20 protein-coding genes and 1 tRNA gene are annotated in these 26,150 nt (G+C 69.3%); 13 read left to right on the top strand and 8 right to left on the bottom strand.

Annotated features, from left to right (window positions below):
• Nucleotides 1-2,058, top strand: a complete 2,058-nt coding sequence (locus tag Q9R02_RS05545) for an MDR family MFS transporter (RefSeq protein WP_305995658.1) — start codon at nt 1-3, stop codon at nt 2,056-2,058.
• 58 nt (nt 2,059-2,116) lie between these two features.
• Here Q9R02_RS05545 and Q9R02_RS05540 read toward each other — a convergent pair whose 3' ends face one another.
• Nucleotides 2,117-2,842 carry a VIT1/CCC1 transporter family protein gene (locus Q9R02_RS05540; protein WP_305995657.1) on the bottom strand — a complete coding sequence of 242 codons (726 nt, stop codon included), beginning with the start codon at nt 2,840-2,842 and terminating at the stop codon, nt 2,117-2,119.
• 24 nt (nt 2,843-2,866) lie between these two features.
• Nucleotides 2,867-4,099 (bottom strand): DNA glycosylase AlkZ-like family protein, encoded by a 1,233-nt coding sequence (locus Q9R02_RS05535; RefSeq protein WP_305995656.1) that lies wholly within the window; start codon nt 4,097-4,099, stop codon nt 2,867-2,869.
• Nucleotides 4,100-4,237: 138 nt separating this feature from the next.
• On the opposite strand from Q9R02_RS05535, the gene Q9R02_RS05530 reads away from it, so the two are divergent.
• Nucleotides 4,238-4,327, top strand: a tRNA-Ser gene (locus Q9R02_RS05530).
• A 47-nt stretch (nt 4,328-4,374) separates the two neighbouring features.
• On the opposite strand, the gene Q9R02_RS05525 is transcribed toward Q9R02_RS05530, so the two are convergent.
• From Q9R02_RS05525 to Q9R02_RS16540, 3 genes are all read right to left on the bottom strand, one after another.
• Entirely contained in the window at nt 4,375-5,652 is a 1,278-nt protein-coding gene (locus Q9R02_RS05525; protein WP_305995655.1) for a type II toxin-antitoxin system HipA family toxin, read from the bottom strand.
• The gene (locus Q9R02_RS05520; protein ID WP_305995654.1) at nt 5,649-5,921 is read right to left on the bottom strand and encodes a helix-turn-helix domain-containing protein; all 273 of its coding nucleotides are present in this window, start codon (nt 5,919-5,921) and stop codon (nt 5,649-5,651) included. The genes Q9R02_RS05525 and Q9R02_RS05520 overlap by 4 nt, the downstream gene beginning before the upstream one ends.
• An 87-nt stretch (nt 5,922-6,008) precedes the next feature.
• On the bottom strand, nt 6,009-6,290 hold the full coding sequence (locus tag Q9R02_RS16540) for a sunset domain-containing protein (protein WP_437124365.1): 282 nt from the start codon (nt 6,288-6,290) through the stop codon (nt 6,009-6,011).
• A gap of 1,206 nt (nt 6,291-7,496) precedes the next feature.
• Between Q9R02_RS16540 and Q9R02_RS05515 the strand changes: the two genes are divergently transcribed.
• Nucleotides 7,497-9,059 carry a TROVE domain-containing protein gene (locus tag Q9R02_RS05515; RefSeq protein WP_305995653.1) on the top strand — a complete coding sequence of 521 codons (1,563 nt, stop codon included), beginning with the start codon at nt 7,497-7,499 and terminating at the stop codon, nt 9,057-9,059.
• 68 nt (nt 9,060-9,127) lie between these two features.
• Here Q9R02_RS05515 and Q9R02_RS05510 read toward each other — a convergent pair whose 3' ends face one another.
• A complete protein-coding gene (locus Q9R02_RS05510) occupies nt 9,128-10,492 on the bottom strand; it encodes an APC family permease (protein WP_305995652.1) in 1,365 nt (454 codons plus the stop codon).
• A gap of 26 nt (nt 10,493-10,518) precedes the next feature.
• On the bottom strand, nt 10,519-12,150 hold the full coding sequence (locus Q9R02_RS05505) for an amidohydrolase (protein ID WP_305995651.1): 1,632 nt from the start codon (nt 12,148-12,150) through the stop codon (nt 10,519-10,521).
• An 83-nt stretch (nt 12,151-12,233) separates the two neighbouring features.
• On the opposite strand from Q9R02_RS05505, the gene Q9R02_RS05500 reads away from it, so the two are divergent.
• The 9 genes from Q9R02_RS05500 (at nt 12,234) to lgt (ending at nt 23,864) form a co-directional block, all read left to right on the top strand.
• Nucleotides 12,234-12,944, top strand: coding sequence for a TetR/AcrR family transcriptional regulator C-terminal domain-containing protein (locus Q9R02_RS05500; protein WP_305995650.1), 711 nt, complete (start codon nt 12,234-12,236; stop codon nt 12,942-12,944).
• Between the two features lie 64 nt (nt 12,945-13,008).
• Entirely contained in the window at nt 13,009-13,653 is a 645-nt protein-coding gene (locus tag Q9R02_RS05495) for a hypothetical protein (protein WP_305995649.1), read from the top strand.
• Nucleotides 13,654-13,735: 82 nt separating this feature from the next.
• On the top strand, nt 13,736-14,434 hold the full coding sequence (locus Q9R02_RS05490) for a YcnI family copper-binding membrane protein (RefSeq protein ID WP_305995648.1): 699 nt from the start codon (nt 13,736-13,738) through the stop codon (nt 14,432-14,434).
• A 141-nt stretch (nt 14,435-14,575) separates the two neighbouring features.
• Nucleotides 14,576-15,211, top strand: coding sequence for a DUF4232 domain-containing protein (locus Q9R02_RS05485; RefSeq protein ID WP_305995647.1), 636 nt, complete (start codon nt 14,576-14,578; stop codon nt 15,209-15,211).
• Nucleotides 15,212-15,262: 51 nt separating this feature from the next.
• Nucleotides 15,263-20,125, top strand: coding sequence for an ATP-dependent helicase (locus Q9R02_RS05480; RefSeq protein ID WP_305995646.1), 4,863 nt, complete (start codon nt 15,263-15,265; stop codon nt 20,123-20,125).
• Nucleotides 20,118-20,972 (top strand): DNA-formamidopyrimidine glycosylase family protein, encoded by an 855-nt coding sequence (locus Q9R02_RS05475; protein ID WP_305995645.1) that lies wholly within the window; start codon nt 20,118-20,120, stop codon nt 20,970-20,972. Before Q9R02_RS05480 ends, Q9R02_RS05475 begins: the two co-directional genes overlap by 8 nt.
• A 33-nt stretch (nt 20,973-21,005) precedes the next feature.
• Nucleotides 21,006-22,100, top strand: a complete 1,095-nt coding sequence (locus Q9R02_RS05470; RefSeq protein WP_305995644.1) for an S-(hydroxymethyl)mycothiol dehydrogenase — start codon at nt 21,006-21,008, stop codon at nt 22,098-22,100.
• Nucleotides 22,097-22,726, top strand: coding sequence for an MBL fold metallo-hydrolase (locus tag Q9R02_RS05465; protein WP_305995643.1), 630 nt, complete (start codon nt 22,097-22,099; stop codon nt 22,724-22,726). The genes Q9R02_RS05470 and Q9R02_RS05465 overlap by 4 nt, the downstream gene beginning before the upstream one ends.
• Nucleotides 22,727-22,916: 190 nt before the next feature.
• Complete coding sequence (gene lgt / locus Q9R02_RS05460; protein ID WP_305995642.1) at nt 22,917-23,864, top strand: prolipoprotein diacylglyceryl transferase; 948 nt, start codon at nt 22,917-22,919, stop codon at nt 23,862-23,864.
• A gap of 70 nt (nt 23,865-23,934) precedes the next feature.
• On the opposite strand, the gene yczE is transcribed toward lgt, so the two are convergent.
• Entirely contained in the window at nt 23,935-24,564 is a 630-nt protein-coding gene (yczE, locus tag Q9R02_RS05455; RefSeq protein ID WP_305995641.1) for a membrane protein YczE, read from the bottom strand.
• Between the two features lie 60 nt (nt 24,565-24,624).
• On the opposite strand from yczE, the gene yczR reads away from it, so the two are divergent.
• On the top strand, nt 24,625-26,112 hold the full coding sequence (gene yczR / locus Q9R02_RS05450) for a MocR-like transcription factor YczR (RefSeq protein WP_305995640.1): 1,488 nt from the start codon (nt 24,625-24,627) through the stop codon (nt 26,110-26,112).
• Nucleotides 26,113-26,150 lie beyond the last annotated feature (38 nt).

The raw sequence follows: 26,150 nt of genomic DNA, 5'->3' as shown, positions 1-26,150 counted from the left end.
ATGAATCCCCCCGCCGAGGCTCAGCCCATGAGCCACCGGCAGATCATGGAGGCCTTCACCGGCCTTCTGGCTGCCTTCTTCACGGCGATCGTGTCCAGCACGATCGTCTCGAACGCCCTCCCCACCATCATCTCGGACCTCAAGGGCACCCAGACGGACTTCGCCTGGGTGATCACGGCCTCCATGCTGGCCAGCGCCGTCACCACGCCCATCTGGGGCAAGCTCGCCGACCTCTTCGACAAGAAGCTCCTGGTCCAGCTGTCCATCGTGATTTTCGTGGCCGGTTCCGTGGTGGCCGGCCTCTCCCCGAACATCGGCATGCTGCTGACCGCCCGCGTCATCCAAGGCATCGGTATGGGCGGTCTGATCGCCCTGTCCCAGGCCATCATGGGCGTCATGATCGCCCCGCGTGAGCGCGGCAAGTACTCCGGCTACCTCGGCGCCGTGCTGGCTGTCGGCACCGCCGGCGGCCCGCTGCTCGGCGGCCTGATCGTGGACCACTGGGGCTGGCGCTGGACCTTCTACGTCTGTGTGCCGCTGGCCATCATCGCGCTCATCCTGCTGCAGATGACCCTGAAGCTCCCGCAGATCCGTCGCAAGGCCCGCATCGACTGGCTCGGCACCATCCTGCTCAGCGCCGCCGTCTCCACTCTCCTCATCTGGGTCTCCTTCGCCGGCAACCCGGACTACTACGACTGGTGGTCCTGGCAGACCGCCGCGATGGTGGGCGGCGCCGTGGTGGGCCTGATCCTCTTCATCGTGGTCGAGACCAAGGTGGCCGAGCCGATCATCCCGCTGAAGATCATCTCCAACCGCACCACCGCCCTGAGCATCATCGCCTCCGTGGCGATCGGTGTGGCCATGTACGGCTCTTCCTCCTTCCTGGGCCAGTACTTCCAGGTGGCCCGTGGCTCCACGCCCACCGAGGCCGGTCTGCTCACCCTGCCGATGATCTTCGCCAACCTGGTCGGTTCCACCGTGGCAGGCCAGCTCATCAGCCGCTTCGGCAAGTGGAAGGCCTACCTGGTGGCCGGCACCGTGTTCACCGCGGCCGGCATGCTCCTGCTCGGCACCATCGACCATCAGACGGATTTCGTCACCACCGCCATCTACATGGCCGTCCTGGGCCTGGGCCTCGGCATGACCATGCAGAACCTGGTCCTGGCGGTGCAGAACACCGTGGCTCCCCGGGACATCGGATCCGCGAGTGCCTCCGTGGCATTCTTCCGGACTGTGGGCGGTGCCATCGGCGTGTCCGTCCTGGGCGCCGTGCTGGGCAACCGTTCGGCCGATCTGATCAAGCAGGGCTTCATCGATCACCACATCCCGGTCCCGGAAGGCTCCGGCGCCTCCAGCACCAGCCTGGACATCAAGGACATGCCCGGCCCGATCGCGAACATCGTCAAGGCCGCCTTCGGTGACGCCTCGGCCCAGATCTTCTGGATCGCCGGCATCGTGGCCGTCGTCGCGGTCCTGGCCGTGCTCTTCATCAAGGAGGTGCCGCTGCGCAAGACAGTGGAGATGGTGGCTTCCAAGACCGCATCGGGCGCCGAGGGCGCTGCGGCCTCTCCGGAAGGCGCGACGGCGGCCCTCACCGACGGCGAGCCGCTCGCCGAGGCGACGCCGGCCGGCGTCGTGGACGGTTTCGATCCGGTGGCGCCGTCGATGGATCCGGTGGAGCTACGGGCACGGCGTGCCGCCGCGGCGGCACGGGCTGCCGGCGATCCGCTGCAGCGCGGCCTCGATTCCGAGCTCCGGCTCCTCCTGGCTGAGCGAGACGAGGAACCGAGCGAGGCGCTGGAATCCGGCCCGGACCTGGGGGAGACGCTGGCCGCGGTGCAGCAGACGCAACTGATCCTGGCCCGTCAGCAGGACCAGATCTCGCGCTTGGCGGAACGGGTCAATGCCCAGCTCCTGGCGCAGATCAAGGTGTCCGAGCAGCAGGCGGCGTCGGCCGCCGAGCTGACCCGGCTTCAGGCCGAGCTCGACGCCGAACGGCAGCTTCAGAAGGAGGCCGCGCTCTACCTGGCCACCCGCGGCCGGCACAGTGCGGGCTGATCAAGCCCTGTCACGGAAGGACCCCGGCACCTTGGTGCCGGGGTCCTTCCGTCTTCCACTACACCGCGCCGGTGGTGCCCAGCAGGGCACCGATGGCGAAGGTGGCGGCGAGCGCGATCGCCCCACCCAGGACGTTCCGCAGGGTGCCCCGCCGCTTGGAGCTGCCGCCGATCCGGGCGCTCTCGGTCCCAGTGAGGGCCAGGGCCGCGATCACGGCCAGGAACGTGGCCAGGATCTTCGTCTGCCCGGGCACCAGAAGGATGACCGCGAACGGCAGGATTCCACCACAGAGGAAGGCCACCGCGGAGGCGACGGCAGCATGCCAGGGGCTCACGACGTCGTCCGGGTCGATGCCGATCTCCGCCTCGAGGTGGGCGCGAAGAGCGTCGTGCGCGGTGAGTTCGACGGCCACCTGGCGGGCCGTGGCGGGCGAGATGCCGCGGGCCTCGTAGAGGGAGGTGAGCTCGTCGAGCTCCTCCTCTGGCATGGTGGCCAGTTCCTCGCGCTCCTTGGCGATCAGAGCGTGTTCACTGTCCCGCTGGCTGCTGACCGAGACGTACTCTCCGACGGCCATCGAGAAGGCGCCGCCCACCAGCGCGGCCGTGCCGGCGGCGAGGACGGGGGCCACGCCCGCGCCCGTGCCCGCGACGCCGACCACCACCGCGGCCACGGAGATGATGCCGTCATTCGCGCCGAGCACCCCGGCCCGGAGCCAGTTGAGCCGCTGCGAGAGGCCGAGTGCGTGGGGTTCGGTTCCGTCATGTGCGTTGGTGGAATCGCTCATGGGATCAGTGAAGCAGAGTTCCCGTCAGGCACCGAGACCCGCCAGCCCGTTCAGGTGATCGATCCGCTTGCGGCGGCCCTTGGGTGAGTCCAGGCTGTTGCTGCGGAAGTCACCGAGGTCCTGGGCGATCCACTCCCCTACGCGGACGATCTCCTCCCGGGCGGCCCGTTCCTGGGGTTCCTCCAGGTCCGGGAACAGCCAGGCGGCGATCTTCCCAGCGTCCGGGTCGTAGTGCCACAGCCCGATGATCTGGCCCCGGTCCACCACGATGTGATCCTCGAGGTCCGCGGAGAGGGCCGATCCACCGTTCAGCACGTCATCCGCGACCACCGGGTCCGCGATCAGTTCGGCGGCGTTCCGGCGGAGCAGCACGAGTGCGTCGCTGCTGGCCAGCAGCCTGAGTTGAGGCGTGCCGCCCGGGCGGAAAGAGCCCAGCCGCTCGACGTCGGACGGCAGCATCCAGCGCTGGGCGCCCTCCGCCGTCGTACATTCAACAGCGCCGACGGCGGCGATCGCCTTTTTGCTCTGGGCGACCGTAAAGCCGGTGAACCACTGGATCTCCTTGATGCCCGCGCCTCCCGTCCAGGACAGGTACAGCCGCAGGAGTTCGGCACGGGCCTGCTCATCGTCCAGTCCGCTGGGCGGCAGATCCCAGGTGGTGTAGCCGAAGCGCTGCTGATCCAGGCGGCCGCTCGGGGGCACACGGCGGATGCGGCCGTCGCGCTGCAGCAGTCCCAGGGCGGTGGGGAGGGTGGTGGAGACGCCCTTCTTCCGGCCCTCCTCCCCCATGCTGCGCACCTTGTCCCCCAGGACGTCGCGCAGACCGGCCGGGTCCAGGGGGCCGTCGCAGCCGTCCAGGACCGTCACGACGTCCTCGGCGAGGGCGTCCACCTCGGCCGGATCGACGCCGAGCTTCTCCAGGACGCGGACCTCGGCCTGGCCGCTCTCACGGCCTGCCTGAAGGACAAAAGCGAAGTGGTCGCGGCCCAGCACGTACGCGCACCCGCGGGCGGAGGGGAGTTCGTGGATGCGAAGTTCAGCCAGTGCCCGGTCTGCGGCTTCCCGGCCCAGACCGGCGCGGCTGAAGAGCGTGAGGTACGGATTCCCACCGCCGACCGACCGGGCCCAGCCGTACCGGGAGTAGACGTCCTCCGCGGCAAGCCCCTCTGCCGACCCGTCCAGCCCCTGACAATGCCAGGACCAGGCGGCCAGGAGCTCCGGAGTGAGATCGTCGGGCGAGGGAACGTCGCTGGTCATGCCTTCATTCTTCCGCTCCCGGCCCTGATGTCCAGGCCCGTCCGGCCACATGTGCACGACGGCGGAGGGCTGTGCGAGCGGGCGGCAGGCCTCGCGTTTGGGCGGGACTGTCCGGCTACGGTAAAGTGGTCAACCGTTGGTGACGTGTCCGAGCGGCCGAAGGTGCAACACTCGAAATGTTGTTTGGTGTAACAGCCAACGTGGGTTCAAATCCCACCGTCACCGCCAAGTGAAAGGGCCCCTGCTTCCGTGGAAGCAGGGGCCCTTTCGCATACTCACGCCCCATATCCCTGCGTCCGCAGGGCCGCGATCTTGGCCTGGGTCCATCGGACAGCCAGCCCAACCTTGGGGTGGTCCATTTCCTCGGCGGCCTCCCCGATCACCGCCTCGGCCGCGTCGAGGACCCGGTCCAGGGTGGCCGCCGCCGGCCGGGCGCGAATCCCCCAGGACTTGGCCTCGTCCAGGACATGGGCCCGTGTCACATCTTCGAGTTCCTCCTCACCGCCCACCCTCAGCGCCAGGCGAGTGTCGCCACCGGCCTGGACCGTCGGGACGATGTCATAGGCGGGCGAGAGCTTGATGCTGCCTCCTTCCAGCACCAGGGAGAGGTTTCTGGCATGCATATCGCCATCTCCGAGAATGACAGAGAATACGACGCGCTCAAGGAGAGCTTCGAGTTCCCTGCGGTCCGCTTTGCTCCTGAGCACCCGCGCGACGTCGGCCAGAAATGGGCCGTCATGCGCCGACTGCTGGTACTTCTCCCTGATGCGGAGCGCCTGACAGAAGTCCTCCTGGTGGATCCGGACCGCCCCACTGTCTGCGACTCGTCTGTCGAAACGTTCAACGACCAGTACGTCTCGCCGGCCTACGCTGATCACCTCGGTATTCGGAGCCGAGAGCACCAAGTCTCCCTTGACGCTCGCTCGCCGCACCACGGTCATGGCGAAGTGCTCCAGCCAGGAGATCCCCGGCCAGCGTTCCCCCCGGCCCGAGGGCAAGTACGGGGCCGGCTTCAGGATGTGCGTTGAAGGGGTCATCCCGATCGGCGTGCCGAATCCCTGACCGCCACGCACGGCGACCAGTTTGCCCTGGAGCCCACCAAGGCTGACCCGGACCCCCCTGTCCAGGTCGACCCCGAACGGCGCTACGGGGAGGCCATCGAGAGCGTCTTGAAGCTCCTCGTCGTTCAGCCAGCGGACGCCGCGCGCCCTTTCCTCGTCGACGCCTTCAGCGACGAAAGAAACCGCCCCCGCACAGTCAAGCCCGTAGACCGCCAGGAGGGCGAAGGTGTCATCCTCAGGAACACGCGCCAGGTCCGCGAGAGCTTTCCGGACTCCGTCCTCTGGGAGGCATCCCTCGAGAAAATAGCAGCATTCGAACCACGGGAAAGACTCCCGGCGAACGGGAAGGGCCGTGGACAACAGGCTTGCCCCCGGTCCGTATTTCTCGACGGCCGCAGACGTATACGTGAGACTGGCGCCCCACCCCGGACCCGCGCTGACCAGGTCGGCCACATGCTCACCATTGAGCAGAACCTTCAAGCGGTCGGTCATGCGTGCTCTTCTCCGGGCGACGGCATCAGGTCAGGAAACGCAGCACGCACGTCATTGGACGCTCGGGAACCTCGCGGCACCGCAATGATGTCCAGGCCGAGATCGAATGCCACGTCGAAGAGAGTGTGCAGCGTGACCGACCGCCCCGATTCCAACCGGCTGAGCTGAGAACGGGAGATCCCCAGGCGGTCAGCGACGTGAGTCTGAGTCAGCTCCAGTTCCTGGCGCCGGCTCCTGATCTGGGCTCCGAGGCGCTCGATTGCTTCCATGACACCTCCACGTGTATTGATTTCGATACCAGAGAAGCCATTTTAGCGCGCCGTATCGATTTTCATACAAGGTTGCACAAGGCGGCGTCATGACTCGATTTCAAGACAGGGCGCGCCACGGCCGTACATGAGACATTCGACAGCCGCCTCCCCACGATCGGCGAGCATTCCCGATCGGCCGGGCAAGCCCCCGCTTGCACGCCCGCGCTGGGCGGCGGCCTCCGTGGCGAAGCAGATCTCCGGCGTCGTGCGCGAGTAGTAGCGCTGGCCCGGCAGGTGGTAGATGCGGCTCGGGGCGTTCCCCTTGATGGACGCCCAGGACGGGCAGTTCCACGTGACGTCAGGGCGGCGCCGACGGCACGCCGCCATTTCATGAAACGCAGGATTTCCCCAAGTGATCTGGCCGGCGAACCGGCCTGTAAGTGATGCACCGGCATCATATCCTCCGAAGCGGACACCTCATCTTCACGGCGCACGGTGCCGACGACCATGAATTCAGAATGATTTCCCAAGACATATTGATCTCTCTCGGAGAATTCTGATACTCTCAATTCGTCCACCACACCAGCGGCATTCGACAGGAGGAAGCGCCGTGAACATCATGAACAGCGCCATCACCATCGAACTCGATGCCCTGCAGGGTGACTTCGAACAAGAGTCCCAGCGCGGTAAGCGCAGGCAACGCCGGAATCGACTGCGGTAGACAGAGTCTGCCCGCAAGCCGTTCCAGCGTGATCGCCGGGGCGGCTTTTTTCGTACCCGGACCGCCCGCCCAGGCGGACGAGAATCAAGTTCCACTCCGAGCCCTGATCACAAGATCAGCACCTGGAATTCATTTTGTTGATTCCGCACTCCCCCATGCCTTTTTCCGCACCCGATGCGGCCGATTTTTGATATCTTCATTTCCCATTCAATGATTCACCGGAATTCCGGCTGAATTGATTCACCCTGCCTGGAAACACCGTCCGGGCAGGCCTGGGAGACCACGTCAGCGGTGACGGGGCGTCACCGCCCCGGGGGTTCGATTCCCCCGGTCTCCACGGGCCGCAGGATGCGATCGGACTGGATACTTCTGGCAGGGAGGCGCGCGGGTTCGAGCCCCGCCCGGATCCTCACCGCCCCGCGGCGAGGCCCCGGAAACCTCACCAGTCCACTCTCCTTCTCCTCGCGGCCGCCCGGGGCCTCAAGGTCCCTTCGTTGAGATGCGAATGGTCCGGCTACTTCGGAACTGGCAGGCGGGTTCGACTCCCGCCCGCGCGCCCCGCGCCCGGAAGTTCACGGATGAACTCCAGTCATCGCCGGCTCTGGCCGGTTCTCTCAACCCGGGAAACGATGCCACCGGGGCATCCGTCCTCTCCGGACGGCAGGGTTCGACCCCCTGTTTCCCACGGGTCGCCGGGATGCGACAGGGCAGGCTACTCCACTCTCACTGGCGAGGTTGTGGGTTCGAGTCCCACCGGGCCACCGGCCCGTAGCTCAATCGGCAGAGCACGTTGTGCCTGACCGCTTCCCTTCTCCCGGCGGCCTTCCCTCCCCACAAAAGACACCCCGATCACCTCTGAAAGGAGGCCACTGATGGCACGTCACAACACCACTACGCTCCGCACCACGGGGCTCGGCCCGGTCACCTCCACTGGACTCTCCGGCGCCACCTACGAAGGCGCCCCCGGTTACGGACGCCACCCGAAGAGCGAACTCTTCCTGGCAGCGGTCTCCTCCCTCAACGAGGACACCTTCTACGAGTCGTCCACCGATCTCATGGCCCGCATCCGCCCCTTGATCGCCGCCGTGGCGGTCCAGGACGGTCCCTGGGTGCTGGGCTTCGTCGCCTGGCTGCGCGTCACGGCGAAGCTGCGCTCCATCCCCCTGGCCATCGCGGCCGAGGCCGTACACGCGCGGCTGGACGCCGGCGTCGTCGGGCTGAACCGCGCCCTTGTCTCCGCGGCGATTCTGCGCGCCGATGAGCCTGCCGAGTTCCTCGCCTACTGGCGCGGCACCTTCGGCCGGACCACCCCCGCTCCCGTCAAGCGAGGCCTTTCGGACGCCCTGGAGCGGACTCTCTCCGAGCGTTCCTGGCTGAAGTGGCGCGGCAAGGGCGAGCGCGGCGGGATGAGCCTGGCCGATGTGGTGAACATCGTCCATCCGCATCCGGCCGATGAGCACCGGGCCGCGCTCTTCGGCGCGATCCTGGCTCACTCCTATGGGCGTCCGGTCGAGTCCCTGGGCCTGCTGCCGGTCGTTGCGGCGCGGCAGGAGTTCCTCGGACTGGACGCCGGTGCTCAGCGGAGCTTCGCCCTGGGTCCGGATGCCCCGGTCCGTCTGGCCGCGGCCGGTCTGGGTCACGAGGCGCTGGCCGGTGCGCTCGGGCGTCTGGACTCCGCCGTCTGGGAGTCCCTGATCCCCGGCATGGGGTATCAGGCGCTTCTGATGAACCTGCGCCGTATCCACGAGGCGGGTGTCTCGCGGAAGACGGTGAAGGCCATCAAGAGCCGGCTCTCCGACCCGGCCGAGGTGGCACGCTCGCGGATGTACCCGATCCGTTTCCTTTCCGCGTTCCGCAACGCTCCCCTGGAGTACGCGGGCGCACTGGAGAACGCCGCGAACCTGACCCTGGGGAATATCCCGGAACTTCCGGGACGGACCCTGGTACTGGTGGACCGTTCGGGGTCGATGTGGTCGCGCCTGTCGGCGCGGGGCGAGCTGCTCCGCGTGGACGCCGCGAACATGTTCGGCGCCGCACTGGCACTGAAGGCCGAACGCGCCGACCTGGTGGCCTTCGGCACGGACTCGCGGAAGATCCCGTTCCGTCGCGGCACGTCACTGCTGCGCCTCGCCGACCAGAGCGAGTCCCTGGGCGGCACGGAGACGCGGAAGGCCGTGGAGCGGCACTATCGCGGGCACAACCGTGTCATCGTGATCACCGATGAGCAGGCCGGTTGGCAGGGCACGACGGACGTGTTCTCCGGGACCGTCCCGGAGAATGTGCCGGCCTTCACGTGGAACCTGGCGGGATACCGCCACGGCCACGCTCCGGAAGGGCCCAACCGGTACACCTTCGGCGGCCTCTCGGACGCCGGCTTCGATCTGATCCCGCTCCTGGAGCGGGGGCTGTCGGCCGGTTGGCCCTGGGACGCCTGAGCGTCTGAACCACGACGGCGGTGGGCCGGGAATCATTCCCGGCCCACCGCCGTCGTCGTCTCACCTGCTCAGTCGAAGCTGAGCTTGGGCGGCGCCTTGCGGAAGCCCTTGGTGCGCACGGCCAGGAAGATGACGCCCACGGCCATCCAGCAGATGCCCACCGTGAAGGAGGTGGCCGCCAGCGAGGTCCACAGCCAGATGGTCAGCCCGAAACCGACGAGCGGCAGCACCAGGTAGTTGAACCAGGCGCCCGCGCCACGCTTCTTCTGGTCCCAGATGAAGTGCTTCACCACGGACAGGTTGACCATGGAGAACGCGAAGAGGGCTCCGAAGCTGATCATGGTCGCGGCGATGTCCAGCGTCAGCACCAGGGCCAGCAGGGACACCACCGACACCGTCACGGCCGCGACGACGGGCGTGCCGAAGCGCGGGTGGAGCTTGCCGAACGGGCGGGGCAGCAGGCCGTCGCGGCCCATGGCGTAGATGATGCGGCTGACGCTGACCTGGCTGGTCATGGCCGAGCCGATGCAGCCGGCCACGAACACCGCGATGAAGATGGCGCTGAGCACGGGGCCGCCCACGCGTTCGATCAGCTCGATGCCGGAGGTGTCCAGCGACTGGAAGGCATGCCAGTCCGGGAACACCAGCCCGCCGGCCCAGGCCACGGCGATGAAGATGACGCCGCCCAGGATGGTGGTGATGACGATGGCGCGGGGGATGTTCCGCTGCGCGTCCCGGGCATCCTCGGAGAGCGTGGACACCGCATCGAAGCCCAGGAAGGACAAGGCCAGCACGGCCGCGCCGGCGAAGATGGGGCTCACGCCGCCGGAGCCGAACTCGAACGGCGCCATGACATTCGGTGCCGGATGGCCGGTGACGTAGTTGGCGGCCAGGGCGATGAACACCACGATGATCACCACGGCCATCGCCACGATCACGCCGCTGAACTTGCCCACGAACTTCACACCCATCGCGATGAACGCCAGCACCAGCACGATGCTGACCAGCGCGAAGACCCACGCCGGGATGGCAGGGAACGCGGAGTTCATGTAGAGGCCCACCAGCAGGAAGTTGATCATCGGCAGGAACAGGTAATCCAGCATGAGCGTCCAGCCGGTGACGAAGCCGAGGTGCCCGCCGAACGTCTGCGTGGTGTAGGAATACGCGCTGCCCGCGGCCGGGATGACGCCGGAGATGCGGGCATAGCTCAGGGCCGTGAAGAACATGGTGACCAGGGCCACCACATAGGCGGCGGCCAGGTGGCCGTCCGTGATCTGGGTGACCGTGCCGAAGGTGGTGAAGACGGTGACGGGGGCCATGTAGCTCAGGCCGAACATGACCAGGGCGGACAGGCCCAGGACACGGCGGAGTTGGCGGGGCCGGGTGTCGGCGCCGAGCGCCTGGGTTCCCGGTTCCGTGGGGGTGGGGGTCATGGGGAGGATCTTTCGTTCGGTGGCGCTCAGCGCGTGGTGGGGAGAAGGGCGGCATGGGTGCGCCGCCCGGCGAGCCAGGTGCCGAGCACCCGGAGGTCCTGCAGTTCCTGGGTGGGGACCGCGCGTGGGTCGTGGGAGAGCTGCACCAGATCTGCACTCATGCCGGGCCGCAGCGCGCCCCACTCACCCTCCGCGAACGCCTGATAGGCGACGCCGGCGGTGTAGGCGGTCAGGGCGGCGTCGACGTCGATGCGCTCGGCGGGCAGCCATCCGCCGGCGGGCAGGTGGTCGGGCGTCTGGCGGGTCACCGCCGTCGCGAGTCCGGGCACCGGTTCGTGGCACGTGACCGGCCAGTCGCTGCCGAAGGAGACGTGCACGCCCCGCTCGATGAGGCTTCCGATGGGGTACTGGAGTTCGGAGCGCGGGCCGCCCAGGCGCGGGACGGTCAGGAGGTTCATGACGTCGTCCTCACGGGCCCAGAGCGGCTCGAAGTTGGCCACCACGCCGAGCTCCGCGAAGCGCGGGACGTCCAGCGGGTCGATCACCTGCAGATGCGCCAGCACCGGGCGGCGGTCCCGGGGACCGTTGCGGCGGCCGGTCTCCTCGACACCGTCCAGTGCCATGCGGATGGCGCCGTCGCCGATCGCGTGGATATGGGCCTGGAAACCGAGGGCATCGACGGCGGCGAGCGCGTCGTTCAGTTCGTTCTGCTCCCAATTGGGCAGGCCCTTGTCCTCCGGGGCATCGGTGTAGGGGCTGAGCATGCATGCGGTGTGGCTTTCGATGATGCCGTCCGCGAAGAACTTGACGGTGTTGGCGGTGAGGAGGTCGCCGCCGAGCGCGTTCACCTGTTCCCGTACGGTGGTGAAGGTCGCCAGGCTGTCCTGCCAGCGGCCGGGCTCGGCCAGGAAGGCCAGGTTGAGACGGGTGTTCAGGCGTCCCTGACGGGCGGCCTCGAGGTACACGTCCACATGCTCCAGCATCACCCAGGCATCCTGCGCCCAGGTGAGGCCAGAGGCCGCCATCGTCCGGGTGGCGTCTTCCAGCGCGGAGATCCTCCGTTCAAGGGAGTATCCCGGTGCGGCGTTCTCCACCAGTTCCAGAGCGCCGTACTCCTGGAGGGTGCCCAGGGGCGTGCCGTCGGCCCGGCGGATGATCCGCCCACGGTCCGGGTCCGGCGTGTCCGCGTCGATCCCCGCGGCCCGCAGGGCGGCCGAGTTCACCCAGACCGTGTGATAGTCCCACGCCTTGAGCATCACGGGGCGGTCCGGCACCACGGCGTCCAGCCAGGCGGCGTCGAACAGGCCTCCCTCGGCGAGGGTGGCGTCATAGCTGGCGCCGACGATCCACTCCTGCTCCGGGTGGGCCGCCGCGTAACGGGCGACCTCCGCGACGATCTCCTCGACGGAGGCGCAACGGCGGATCTGCGGGCCGAGGCCTTCCATGCCGCCGAACAGCGGATGGGCATGGCCGTCCGCGAACGACGGGCCCAGGAAGGCGCCCTGCAGGTCCACCGCCTCCTCGGCGCGTTCCAGCAATGCCTCCGCGTCCTCGCCGATCGCAACGATACGGCCGTCCTGCACGGCGAGGGCAGCGGCCGGGGCGGTTCCCGGGACACCAGTGGAGATCGTGCCACCGTGGAAGACTGTCAGGACCATCTCAACTCCATATATTTAATGCCATTAAATAAATCTGGATCACAGTATCCTGTGACGTGCACAACACGCAAGAAGGGTCAGCCATGAATGCAGCCGTACCGCGCAAGGCCGGGCGGCCGACGAGGAGCGTCCTGGACCGCGGACTCATCATCCGAACGGCCTTCGACGTGCTCAAACGCACCGGGCCGGACGACTTCACCATGGCCGCCCTGGCGCAGGAACTGGGGGTGAAGACACCGGCGCTCTACCACCACGTGGGCAACAAGAACCAGGTCCTGAGCTCCATGCGCGAACTCATCACCGCCTCCGTGGACAGCTCCGGCTTCAGCCGCCTCTCCTGGCCGGACGCCACCCGCCTCTGGGCGCGCTCCTACCGCACGGCGTTCGCCGCACACCCGCACGTCATCGCCCTCTTCGCCACCACCCCGGTCACAGGCGCCAATCCGACGCTGACCATGTACGAGGCCGTCACCAGGGGCTTCCTGGCCGAGGGCTGGCCAGAAGAGCTGGCCGTGAGTGCCATCGTGTCCCTGGAGAACTTCATTCTGGGCTCCGCCCTGGACGCCGTGGCGCCCGCGGACATCTTCGACCCCGGCGATTTCACACCCGAAGTCCCGTCCTTCGCCCGCGCCCTCGATGCTCGCCGGGACTTCCTGGGCACCCCCGGTCCTTCGGCCTACGCCGGCACCGCGGCCGATCAGGCCTTCGAACTGGGCCTGGACGCACTGTTGCACGGGCTGCAGCACCGGCTGGCCCGGATCCTGGAGGACCGCAAGCGCCCGGCCACCCCGTAGACTGGGACGGTTGACGCGGCGCCCCGTGCCCGTCCACCCGTGTCCGCACTGCCAGGAGGGGATCGTGCTGCTTCAGCGCCCAGGCCTCTCCTCGGCATTCCGCCGGGCACCCTTCCATCCGCTTCGAGCAGTCCTCCTGGCCCTCGCCATGGTCGCCCTGGCGATCGGGGCCCACTCATTCGCCGGCGGCTCGCTGCCCGCACCACCGATCCTGGCGGCCCTTCTGGCACTGGTCCTCCTCGCCTCCGTCCTGGTCACCCGGTTCCGTCTCCGGCTCCCGGCGATGACGGCCGTCCTGGGCCTCGGGCAGCTCGGCCTGCACGAGGCGTTCGGCGCTCTCAGCGCCACACCGGTGGAGATCCCCGGCGCGGGCCTGCACCAGCACGACGGCGGCGCAGCCTTGGTGGGCACGCTTCAGCATCTTTCGAGCGGCATGGCCGCGCATGACGCAGCCGGGCACAGCGGCGCGATGCTCCTGGCACACGCCGTCGCCACCGCGCTGATGGCGCTCCTGCTGGCCCAGGGCGAGGCGGCCTTGTGGGCCCTCGCCGCCTGGCTTCGCCCCCTCTTCCGGATGCTCCTGGTCCTGGTCCCCGCCCACTTCCGGGCGCCCGAGGCTCCCCATCAGCTCCCGCTGCCACGGCTTCCGTGGCGCACCCTCCGCCGGGACAGGCTCCGTGGGCCGCCGTGCGCCGTCGTCGTTCCCTGACGACCGTACGCATTCCACTCCCGGCATATGCGCCGGACTTCATATACTTCCGCGCGCCCTGAGCGCGCTTTGAAAGGCCACCATGTCACGCATCCTCAAGTCCACCCTGTCCGTCGCCGGCGCTGGAGCGCTTCTCCTGGTGGGAGCCGCGGCCGCGAGCGCCCACGTCGAGGTCAGCCCCGACGTCACCTCGGCGAAGCAGTACGCCCTGCTCACCTTCAGCGTGCCGCACGGCTGCGCGGGACAGCCGACCACGAAGATGACCATCACCCTCCCCCAGGAACTGGACGACGCCACGCCGACCGTCAACCCGAACTGGACCATCTCCAAGGTCACGGAGAAGCTCCCGGCACCGAAGAAGCTGGAGACCGGCAACTCCATCACCGAGCGCACCAAGGCGATCGTGTACACGGCCAAGACGCCGCTGGACCCGCACCAGCGGGACACCATGGTCCTCTCCGTCCAGGTTCCGGACACGGCCGGCAAGACCCTGTACTTCCCCACGCTGCAGGAGTGCACCACGGGATCGACCAATTGGGACCAGATTCCGGCCCCCGGCGCGGACGAGGAGTCCGTCAAGAGCCCCGCCCCGTCCTTCACGGTCACCCAGGCCGTGGCCGCCTCTGAGCACGGCGCAGCCACTCCGGAAGCCGCCGCCCCGGCGTCATCCACCGCGGACAGCGGAGACGCGGCCCGCTCCTGGGTGGGCCTGGGAGCCGGTGTGGCCGGCCTGGTGCTGGGCGGCGTCGCGCTGATGCGGGTCCGCCGCTCCGCCGGCTGAGCTCGCTGCACACCGTCTGACCTCGCTGTCTCCGGCAGCGAGGTCAGACCCGCAGTAGCGAGCTCAGCCTATGGTCACGACTCGGACACCACTGGATCCAAGCGCTCTCCAGATGCCCGGCCCGGGCTTAGTCTTGGTGCCATGAGCACACGGAGGAAGTTCCTGACATCGCGAACCGTCCCTTTGGGCACCGCCGCCGCGGTGCTCCTGCTGGGTGTGGCCGCCTGCGGTTCACCCGCGCCGTCGGCCACCACCTCCCCCAGCCCGACGCCGAGCGAGTCCTCCGCGACGCCATCGGTCACCCCGAGCGCCTCGGAGACCATGTCCCCTCCGGCCACCACGGCCACCCCCGCTCCCCCGACGGCGTGCTCGACGGCGTCGCTGTCGGCCTCGCTGGACACCAGCGGCGGCGGTGCGGCCGGCAGTGTCTACGGCACGCTGCGCCTGAAGAACACCGGGGCGGCGGACTGTGTCCTCAACGGATTCGCCACGGTCGAGCTCGCCGCGACGGCGGGCGGTCCGGCGATCGGCGCGCAGTCCCAGACCCAGGGCGCCGCCGGACCCGCCATCACCCTGGCACCCGGCGCCTCCGCGGGGGCGATCCTGCGCTACAGCCAGGCCGGGCTCCACCCCGACTGCACGCCCGTCGCCGCGACCCTGTACCGCGTCTACGCGCCGGGGAACTCGAATGCGCTGACCATCCCGGTCAGCGAGGACGGCTGCTCGAATGCCGCCGTGAACCTCCTGACCATCCAGGCTTTCGTGGCCGGAGCCTGAGCGAAGTCTCCGCCGCGAATTCCTGTCAGGGCCGTGCGGCAAGATGGTCCCATGGTGAATGAACCGCTCACGGGCCAGGCCGACGTCCTGCAGCGCTTCGGCCGCGCCACCCGCCAGTGGTTCTCCGGCGCGTTCGCCGCGCCCACCCGGGTACAGGAGGAGGCCTGGCATGCCATCTCCCAGGGCAGCCATGCCCTGGTGGTCGCACCCACGGGCTCCGGCAAGACGCTGGCGGCCTTCCTCTGGGCCCTGGACAAGCTGACGCACCGGCCCGGCAGCGACGACGGGACTCTGGACATCCCGGAGCTGCCGGCACCCGCGTCCACAGCGAAGGACAGGCCGCGGACCCGGGTCCTCTACATCTCACCACTGAAGGCCCTGGGTGTGGACGTGGAACGCAACCTCCGCGCCCCGCTCATCGGCATCACGCAGACGGCCAAGGGGCTCGGCTTGCCGGCACCCACGGTGAGTGTGGGCGTCCGCTCGGGCGACACCCCGGCCAACGAGCGCCGAAGGCTCCTGACCCACCCGCCGGACATCCTCATCACCACGCCCGAATCGCTGTTCCTCATGCTCACCTCGAGCGCCCGGGACACCCTCAAGAGCATCGACACCGTGATCCTGGACGAAGTCCACGCCGTGGCCGGGACCAAGCGCGGCGCCCACCTGGCCGTCTCCCTGGAACGGCTGGACGCCCTGCTGGAGAAGCCGGCCCAGCGGATCGGGCTCTCCGCCACGGTGGAACCCCGCGAGCTCGTGGCGCAGTTCCTGGGCGGGGAATCCCCCGTCACCATCGTGGCCCCGCCCGCTTCCAAGACCTGGGAACTGACGGTGACGGTTCCAGTGGAGGACATGTCAGACCTCCCCGCGGCCGCCGCCGCCCACGATCTCGGCCCTGCCTCGGGCCTCCAGCCGCAGGCCTCCATCTGGCCGCATGTGGAGGAGAAGATCGTGGACCACGTCCTGGCCCGGCGCTCCACCATCGTCTTCGCGAACTCGCGGCGTCTGGCAGAGCGCCTCACGGCGCGGCTGAACGAGATCTACGCGGAGCGGCAGTTGGCGGACGTCTGGGCGGAAACGAACGACGACGACGTCCCGGACAGCGCGGACATGCACCTTCCGCGGCCTGCCGCCGAAGCCGTGGCGGGCGTCGTCGGGCGCTTGCAGGGCGGTGCCCCCGCCTCCACCGCGACGCCCGCTCACATGATGGCGCAGGCCGGTCAGAGCTCCGGCGCCGAGCCGGTCCTGGCCCGCGCCCACCACGGCTCCGTGTCCAAGGAGCAGCGGGCACAGATCGAGGACGACCTGAAGTCCGGCCGCCTGCGCTGCGTGGTGGCGACGTCCAGCCTGGAACTCGGCATCGACATGGGAGCCGTGGACCTGGTGATCCAGGTGGAATCCCCGCCGTCCGTGGCAAGCGCCCTGCAGCGCGTGGGGCGTGCCGGGCACCAGGTGGGCGAGGTCAGCCAGGGCGTGCTGTTCCCCAAGCACCGGGCGGACCTGGTCCACACGGCCGTCACGGTGGAGCGGATGACCGCGGGCCGGATCGAGAAGCTCAGCGTCCCGCAGAATCCCTTGGACATCCTGGCCCAGCAAACCGTGGCCGCGTCCGCACTGGGCCCGGTGGACGTGGAGGAGTGGTTCACTGTGGTGCGACGCTCCGCACCCTTCGCAAGCCTCCCCCGCTCAGCCTTCAACGCCACGCTGGACCTGCTGGCCGGCCGCTACCCGAGCGATGAGTTCTCCGAGCTGCGACCCCGGATCGTCTGGGACCGGAACGCCGGGACCTTCGAGGGCCGGCCCGGGGCACAACGCCTGGCTGTGGTCTCCGGCGGCACCATCCCGGACCGGGGCCTCTTCGGCGTCTACCTGGTGGGTGAGGAGGACTCCAAGTCCAGCAAACGCGTGGGCGAGCTGGATGAGGAGATGGTCTACGAATCCCGGGTGGGCGACGTGTTCGCGCTCGGCGCCACAAGCTGGCGGATCGAGGACATCACCTTCGACCGGGTCCTGGTCACCCCGGCCTTCGGGCAGCCGGGCAAGCTGCCGTTCTGGAAAGGCGACTCCCTGGGCCGGCCACTGGAGCTCGGCCAGGCGCTGGGCGAATTCGTCCGGGAGGTCTCCGGCGCGGACCAGGCCGCGGCCGTGGCACGCTGCGAAGGCATCGGCCTGGACCCCTTCGCCGCCGGGAATCTGGTGGCGTACCTGAAGGAGCAGCAGCAGTCCACCACGGTGGTCCCAAACGACAAAGCCCTGCTGGTGGAGCGCTTCCATGACGAGCTGGGTGACTGGCGCGTGGTCCTGCACAGCCCCTTCGGCATGCCCGTGCATTCGCCCTGGGCCCTGGCCGTGGGCCGCCGGCTCCAGGAGCGCTACGGCCTGGACGGTTCCGTCATGGCCGCAGACGACGGGATCGTGCTGCGCGTCCCCCTCATGGAGGACGAACCGCCAGGGGCCGAGCTGTTCCTCTTCGAACCGGATGAGCTGGAGCGGATCGTCACGGAGGAGGTGGGCGGCAGCGCCCTGTTCGCCTCCCGCTTCCGGGAGTGCGCCGCGCGCGCCCTGCTGCTCCCCCGGCAAACGCCCGGGAAGCGGCAGCCGCTCTGGCAGCAGCGGCAGCGGGCCGCTCAGCTGCTGGACGTGGCCAAGAAGTATCCACAGTTCCCCATTGTGCTGGAGACCGTGCGGGAGTGCCTGCAGGACGTCTACGATCTTCCGGCGCTCCAAGACGTGGCCGGGCGGATCCAGCGCCGCGAGATCCAGGTCTCCGAGACCACCACCAAGCAGCCGTCGCCGTTCGCCCGGAGCCTCCTGTTCGGCTATGCCGCACAGTTCCTCTACGAAGGCGACTCGCCCCTGGCCGAACGCCGCGCCGCCGCACTGTCTCTGGACGCCAGCCTGCTCAATGAGCTGCTGGGCCGGGTGGAACTGCGCGAACTCCTGGACCCGGAGGTCGTGGAGCAGACCGAGCTGGAGCTGCAACGCCTGGCCCCGGACCGGCGGCTCCGGGGCGTGGAAGGCGCCGCGGACCTGCTGCGCCTCCTGGGGCCGCTCACAGTGAAGGAGATCGCGGCACGACTGGAGGACCCGGACAACGCTCCGGCCCACGCCACGGAGCTGGTGGACGTGGGCAGGGCGCTTCGGCTGAATCTTCAGGGTACGGAGCGGTATGCCGCGGTGGAGGATGCCGCCCGTCTGCGGGACGGCCTGGGTGTGCCCCTGCCCATGGGCGTCCCGCTCGCCTTCCTGGAGCCCGTCGCCGATCCGCTCGGTGACCTGGTGGCACGCTACGCACGCACCCACGCCCCGTTCACGACGGCGGAGGTGTCGTCCCGCCTGGGGCTCGGCACCGCCGTCGTCCTCTCCGTCCTGAAACGGCGGGCCGCGGACGGCCGCGTGGTGGAGGGCGAGTTCCGGCCGCATCCGACCGAAGTCGCCTCCGCGGACACACCGGTCACCGGCCTGGTGAGCGGTCAGGAGTGGTGCGACGCCGAGGTGCTGCGCCGGCTGCGACGCCGCTCGCTCGCGGCACTCCGGGCCGAGGTCGAACCGGTGGACCCGTCCGCGTTCGGCCGTTTCCTGCCGGTGTGGCAGAACGTCGGCACGTCCCGCAGCCCGGCGCAGCTCAAGGGCCTGGACGGCGTGCTGACGGTGGTGGACCAGCTGGCCGGGGTTCCCGTGCCGGCCTCGGCCTGGGAGACGCTGGTGCTGCCGTCCCGGGTCGGCGACTACTCCCCCGCCCTGCTGGACGAACTCCTGTCCACGGGCGAAATGCTGTGGACGGGCACCGGCTCCCTGCCGGGCAACGACGGCTGGCTCAGCCTGCACCTGACCGAGTCCGCGGCGCTCACGGTCGCACCGCCGGAAGACTTCGCTCCGACTGCCGCCCAGGAACGCATCCTGGAACTGCTGGCGGCCGGGGGCGCGTACTTCTTCCGGCCGCTCAAGGAGAGCGCAGGGGGCATGGATTCCGTCCTCACGGACGATGAGATGGTGGCGGAACTGTGGGGCCTGGTCTGGGCGGGCCGGGTCACGGGAGACACCTTCGCACCCATCCGTTCGCTGCTGAGCGGCGGCGGGACGGCCCACAAGCAGGCGCCGCGCCCGTCGCGGGCGCGGTCGATGCGGCGGCCGAGGCTGGGTGGCTCCGGTTACGGCGGGTCCGGCTACGGCGGATTCCCTGGCGCGGGCCTCTCCGGCAGCACGGACCCCGCGTTCTCCGCCGTCCCACCCCTCGGCGCGGGCCGCTGGTCCGCCGTCATGACGCCTTCCCTGGACCCCACTGTCCGGGCCCACGCCCTGGCCGAGCTCCTTTTGGACCGTTACGGCGTCCTGACCCGCGGTTCCGTCATGGCGGAGCAGGTGCCGGGAGGCTTCGCCCTGCTGTACAAGGTCCTCAGCAAGCTGGAGGAGGGCGGGAAGACCCGGCGCGGCTACTTCATCGAGAAGCTCGGCGCCGCGCAGTTCTCCGTCCCGGCGACTGTGGACAGGCTGCGCTCCTTCGCGGAGGACGGTTCGATCCTGACGCCGGAGGAGCGGGTGCACAGCACGGTGACCCTCGCCGCGACGGATCCCGCCAACCCGTACGGCGCAGCTCTCGGGTGGCCTGCGCTGGACGGCGCGGCCGGCGGGCACCGGCCCGGCCGCAAGGCAGGGGCGTTGGTGGTCCTGGTGGACGGGCGCCTGGTCCTGTATGTGGAGCGGGGCGGCAAGACTCTGCTGGCCTTCACCGACGATCCGGCCCTCCTGGCTGAGGCCGCCGTGTCCCTGGTGACCACTGTCAGAAAGGGCGCCGTGGACCGGCTGGCCATGGAGAAGGTCAACGGTGGGGAACTCCTGAACACGCCGCTCGCTGCCGCCCTCCTGGACGCGGGGGCGTACTCGACACCGAGGGGGGTGCGCATCCGTGCCTGAAGGCGATTCCCTCTGGCAGCAGGCCTCCCTCCTGCACGGTTTCCTGGCGGGAAAGCCCCTGACCGGTTCCGACTTCCGGGTGCCCCGCTTCGCAACGTTGGACCTGCGCGGCTGGAGGACGCTGGAGGTCAGAGCCCGCGGCAAGCATCTGCTGCACCGGCTCGGGGCACCGGCAGGCACGGCCCGTGAAGGGCTCACCATCCATTCCCATCTGAAGATGGAAGGCCAGTGGCAGCTGTACCGCCCGGGTGAACGCTGGCATCGGCCCGGTCACACGGCACGCTGCGTGCTCACGGTGGCGGAAGGAAGTGCGGTCGGGTTCTCCCTCGGCGTCTTGGAGGTCGTCCGGACCCGGGAGGAGGACGCGGTGGTGGGTCACCTGGGGCCCGATCTGCTCGGCGAGGACTGGGACCCTGCGACGGCGGAGGCGAACCTCCGGTCCGATCCGGCCCGGCCACTCGGGCTGGCGTTGCTGGATCAGCGGATCATGGCGGGCGTGGGGAACATCTACCGCAACGAGCTGTGCTTCCTGGCCGGCCTGCACCCGGCGGCGCCCGTGGCCGCACCGGGTGCCCCGCCCGCCCGCCTGGACGCGGCCGGCGTCGTCCGCGAGGCGCACCGTCTCCTGGACCTGAATCGGGACAACCCCCGGCGGCAGACCACCCCACCCGCGCCGCCGGGCCGTCCGGCCGCGGGCGGGCGATGGCCGGAGTTCTTCGTCTACGGGCGGGCCCGCCAGCCCTGCCTGCGCTGCCGCACGCCCATCCGGCAGGAGTCCCTCGGCGAGGAGAACTCGGGGAAGGAGCGCGTGGTCTACTTCTGCACGCGCTGCCAGCCGATACCGTGACATGTGAGCAACCACAACACTGGAGGTACATCCATGGCCACTGCCGTCCACGAAGTCCAGGCCGTCGTCGTCAAGGCGAAGGGCGAGCCCGCAACCCTCGAGACCATCCTGGTTCCGGACCCCGGGCCCGGTGAGGCCCTGGTGGACGTCCTGAGCTGCGGCGTCTGCCACACGGACCTGCACTACAAGCTCGGCGGCATCGGCGACGACTACCCCTATCTCCTGGGTCACGAGTCCACGGCCGTGGTGTCCGCCGTCGGGCCGGACGTGACGGACCTCAAGGTCGGCGACCGCGTGATCCTCAACTGGCGTGCCGTGTGCGGCAACTGCCGGGCCTGTGCCAAGGGCCAGCCGCAATACTGCTTCGCCACGCACAACGCCACGCAGAAGATGACCCTGAAGGACGGTACCCCGCTGTCCCCGGCCCTCGGCATCGGTTCGTTCGCGGAGAAGACCCTGGTGGCCGCCGGACAGTGCACCGTGATCGACGACGACGTGGACCCCGCCGCCGTCGGTCTCCTCGGCTGCGGCATCATGGCGGGCATCGGCGCCGCCATGAACACCGGTGAGGTCAAGCGCGGCGAGTCCGTGGCCGTGATCGGCTGCGGCGGTGTGGGCAATGCCGCGATCGCCGGCGCGAAGCTCGCGGGCGCCACGACGATCATCGCCGTCGACCGGGATCCCGCCAAGGTGGAGCTCGCCAAGACGCTGGGCGCCACCCACGGCGTGGTGTCCGGTCCCGAAGACGTCGTGGAGGCCATCCGTGCCCTGACAGGAGGCTTCGGCGCCGACGTCGTGATCGACGCCGTGGGCCGCCCGGAGACCTACAAGCAGGCCTTCTACGCCCGTGACCTGGCCGGACGCGTGGTCCTGGTCGGTGTGCCCACGCCGGAGATGACCCTGGAGCTGCCGCTGCTGGACGTGTTCGGTCGTGGTGGTTCCCTGAAGTCCTCCTGGTACGGCGACTGCCTGCCGAGCCGCGACTTCCCCATGCTCGTGGACCAGTACCGCCTGGGCCGCTTGCCGCTGGACGCCTTCGTGACGGAGCGCATCGGCCTGGGCGACGTGGAGGCCGCATTCGAGAAGATGCACCGCGGCGAGGTCCTGCGTTCGGTGGTGGAGCTGTGACCGCCCGCATCGAACAGCTGGTCACCTCCGGCACCTTCTCGCTGGACGGCGGCACCTGGGACGTGGACAACAACGTCTGGATCGTGGGCGACGACGCCGAGGTGCTGATCATCGACCCGGCGCACGACGCCGCGCGGATCGCCGAGGCCGTGGGCGGCCGTGCGGTACGCGGCGTACTGCTCACCCACGGGCATGACGACCACATCCGTCACGCCCGCGAGTTCGCGTCCCTGGTGAACGCCCCGGTCCACCTGAACCCGGCGGACCAGATGCTCTGGGAGGCTGTCTACCCGGGAACCACGCCGGACGCGGAGATCACGGACGGGCAGGTCTTCGAGGTGGCGGGCACGGAGCTGGTGGCGCTGCACACCCCGGGCCACTCCCCCGGTTCAATCAGTTTCCACGCCGCGGAGCTGGGCACCGTGTTCACCGGGGACACGCTGTTCTCCGGCGGACCCGGCGCCACGGGCCGTTCCTACAGCGACTTCCCCACCATCATCGGCTCCATCCGGGAGCGTCTGCTGACCTTGCCGGCGGAGACCGTGGTCAACACCGGCCACGGCGATTCCACCACCGTGGGAGCCGAGGCGCCGCAGCTGCAGGACTGGATCAGCCGGGGCCACTGAGGCGCCGGGTCTGATGGGTGGCCGGCGGATTTCCGCAGGCCACCCATCATTGCGGGCGGAATTCTTCAAGACGGAACGCCGTGGACGCCCTGGAGACCGAGCCTTCCGGCAGTTCCATCAGATAGCATGCAAGGCGCCGGGTGTTCTCTGAGACCGGCACGCAATTTCCGCGGAACGAAAGAGCTCCCACGTGCTGCCCAGCTATCTCCCGTCCCCCACGATCAGCGCCTTCATGCTGGGTCCGCTGTCGATCCACTTCTATGCGCTGTGCATCCTCAGCGGCATCGTCCTGGCCGTCTGGCTGACCGACCGCCGCTGGGTCAAGCGCGGGGTGGAGAGCGGCAAGGTGCTGGATGTGGCGCTGTGGGCCGTGCCGTTCGGCATCGTGGGCGGGCGCATCTACCACGTCATCACGGACCCGGAGCTGTACTTCCTGCCCGGCAAGGACCCGTGGAAGGCCTTCGCCATCTGGGACGGCGGACTGGGTATCTGGGGCGCGGTGGCCCTCGGCGGCCTCGGTGCGTGGATCGGCTGCCGCCGCATCGGGGTGAGCCTGGGCTCGTTCGCGGACGCTGTGGCCCCCGGGCTGCTCTTCGCCCAGGCCATGGGCCGCGTGGGCAACTGGTTCAACAACGAGCTTTACGGCGACCCCACCACGCTCCCCTGGGGCCTGACCATCCACAACATGGACCCGGCCACCGGCCGCGCCGTCCTGGACGCGAACGGCCAGGCAGTCATCCTCGGCTACTTCCAGCCGACCTTCCTCTACGAGGCCCTCTGGTGCACCATCGGCGGCATCCTGATCCTGCTGCTGGGCCGCCGCTTCCGCCTGGCCCGCGGCGTGGAGTTCTCGCTCTACGTCATGATCTACACGGCCGGCCGCTTCGTCGTCGAGCTCATGCGCTCCGACTACGCCAACCTGATCCTGGGCCTGCGCGTGAACACCTGGGTGTCCATGCTCTGCTTCCTGGGCGGCCTGGCCGGCCTGATCATCTCGCTGAAGCGCAATAAGCACGAGCCGCTGCCCGCCGTCGTCGATGCGGAAGCGAAGGACGCGGACGACGACGGCGCGGCCGACGCTGAGACGGAACCTGCCGTCGAGACGGAGGATGCCGGCGACGCCAAGGAACCGGAATAGCCTCCACACCGACTGCTCCGTAGGTGTCGTTCTGAGCCCCCAGAACGACACCTACGGAGCAGTCGTTGGTTTAAGCGTCAGCCTTCGCCACCTCGTTCACGGGTGCATTCTTCAGTTTCGTGATCCCCTTGATCGCGAACAACGGCATGATCCACTGGACCAGCGGCCCGATGCACAGCGCGTACGCCACGGTGCCGACCCCGAGCACACCACCCAGGGCCCAGCCGATGGCGGCCACGGTCACCTCGATGAGCGTGCGGCACAGCCGCAGTGACCAGCCGGTGCGGCGGGACAGGCCCGTCATGAGACCGTCGCGGGCTCCCGGGCCGAAGTTCGGGCTGATGTAGCAGGCGGTGGCCGCGGCGTTCAGCACCAGTGCCGCCAGCAGGAACACGATCTGCCACACGAGTCCGTCGGCACGCGGGACCACCGGCAGGGACAGATCCACGAACAGACCCACCACGATCGCATTGGCGAGCGTCCCCCAGCCCGGCTTCTGCCGCAGCGGGATCCAGACCAGCAGCAGCAGGAAACTCAGCACGATGATCACCACGCCCGGGGTCACCCCCGTCAGCCGGGCCACTCCCTGATGCAGGATGTCCCACGGGGAGGTGCCCAGCCCGGCACGGATGAAGACGGCGATGGAGAAGCCGTACAGGGCCAGACCGACGGCGAGCTGAGTGATTCTGCGGAACATCATGGCTCCACCATCCCAGAAAAGTGGCTATGAAAAACATAGCCACTTTGAAATACTGGCATCATGACACAGGCCACGTCCGGCACCGCCTTCAGCCGCCTCCTCGGTCAGTGGCGCCTCGGCGCCGCCCCCGCCTACCGCGAGCTGGCCGACGTCGTCCGCCTGCTGATCCTGGACGGCCGCCTGCCACTGGACACCCCGCTGCCGAGCGAGCGCACGCTGGCGCTGACGCTAGGCGTCAGCCGAACCACCGTGACCGGCGCGTACAACGAACTCCGCCAGGACGGGTTCCTCTCCGCGGGCCAGGGCACCCGGGCGCGCAGCTGCATCCCCAGCCGCGCCGGCGTCCCGGACCCGCTGGCCCCACGTCAGGACTACGCCCCGGGGCTGCGCGTGCCGGAGGACGTGGTGGACTTCGCGTACGCGGCTTTGCCGGCAAATGGCGAAGCGGTGCACCGCGCCTACACCGCCGCCCTGAGCGAGCTGCCCGCACTCCTTCCCGGCTTCGGCTACGACTCCTACGGCCTGCCCGAGCTGCGAGAGGCCATCGCCGCTCGCTTCACCGCAGAGGGCCTGCCGACCACGATGGACCAGGTCATGGTGACGGCGGGCGCCCAGCAGGCGATGGTCCTGGCCCTGGCCACCTTCGCCCAGCCCGGACGGAAAGTGGTCCTGGAGCACCCCAGTTACCCGCACGCCTTCGACGCGGTCACGGCCCGCGGCTGCACGCCCGTCCCGCTAGCGTTCCCCCGGGCCGGAGGCTGGGATCCGGAGGCGTTCGAGGCGACGCTCGCGCGGCACCGTCCGGCCATGGCGTATCTGATTCCGGACTTCCAGAACCCCACCGGCCTGCTCATGCCGGAAGGCCAGCGACGCCGGATGGCCCGGGCGGCGGCAGCGGCCGGGACGGTGCTGATCGCCGATGAGACGCTCCGAGCCCTCGACTTCGACGCCGCGGCGCCGGCCCATCTGGGGTCGTTCTCGCCCAGTGTGATCACCATCGGCTCACTCAGCAAGACCCATTGGGGAGGGCTGCGGATCGGCTGGGCCCGGTCCTCCGCGGACAACATCCGGCGGATGACGCAAACTCGGACGTCCTTGGATCTGGGCGGGCCGGTGGCGGAACAGCTCGCGGGCCGGTACATCGTCCAGCACGATCTGGCTGGGCTTCCGGAGCGCCTGGTGGAGCTGAAGGAGCAGCGGGACGCACTGGCCTCGATGCTCCGGCAGCACCTGCCGGAATGGCACTTCCATACGCCGGGCGGCGGGCTGTCACTGTGGTGCACGCTGCCGCGGGGATCCGAAGGAACGAGCGCCCTCAGCAGCTCGGCCCTCACCATCCTGGCCGCCCAGCGCGGCGTGCGCGTGGCCGCCGGCCCACGCTTCGGCGTCGGCGGCGCGTTCGACGGCCACCTGCGCCTCCCCTTCACCCAGCCCGTGGACCGGCTGGAGCGCGGCATCCTGGCACTGAAGGACGCCCAGGCGCAACTGCTCGCCACGCCGGGCCTGCGCAGCCGGCTCCCGGCGCCGCCCGCCGTCGCGATCGCCTGAGTCGCATCGACTGCTGAGATATCGTCCGTTAGAGCGCT

Source organism: Arthrobacter horti (genome assembly GCF_030731045.1).
Classification (GTDB): domain Bacteria; phylum Actinomycetota; class Actinomycetes; order Actinomycetales; family Micrococcaceae; genus Arthrobacter_E; species Arthrobacter_E nanjingensis.
This window is presented reverse-complemented; position numbering and strand designations above follow the sequence as displayed.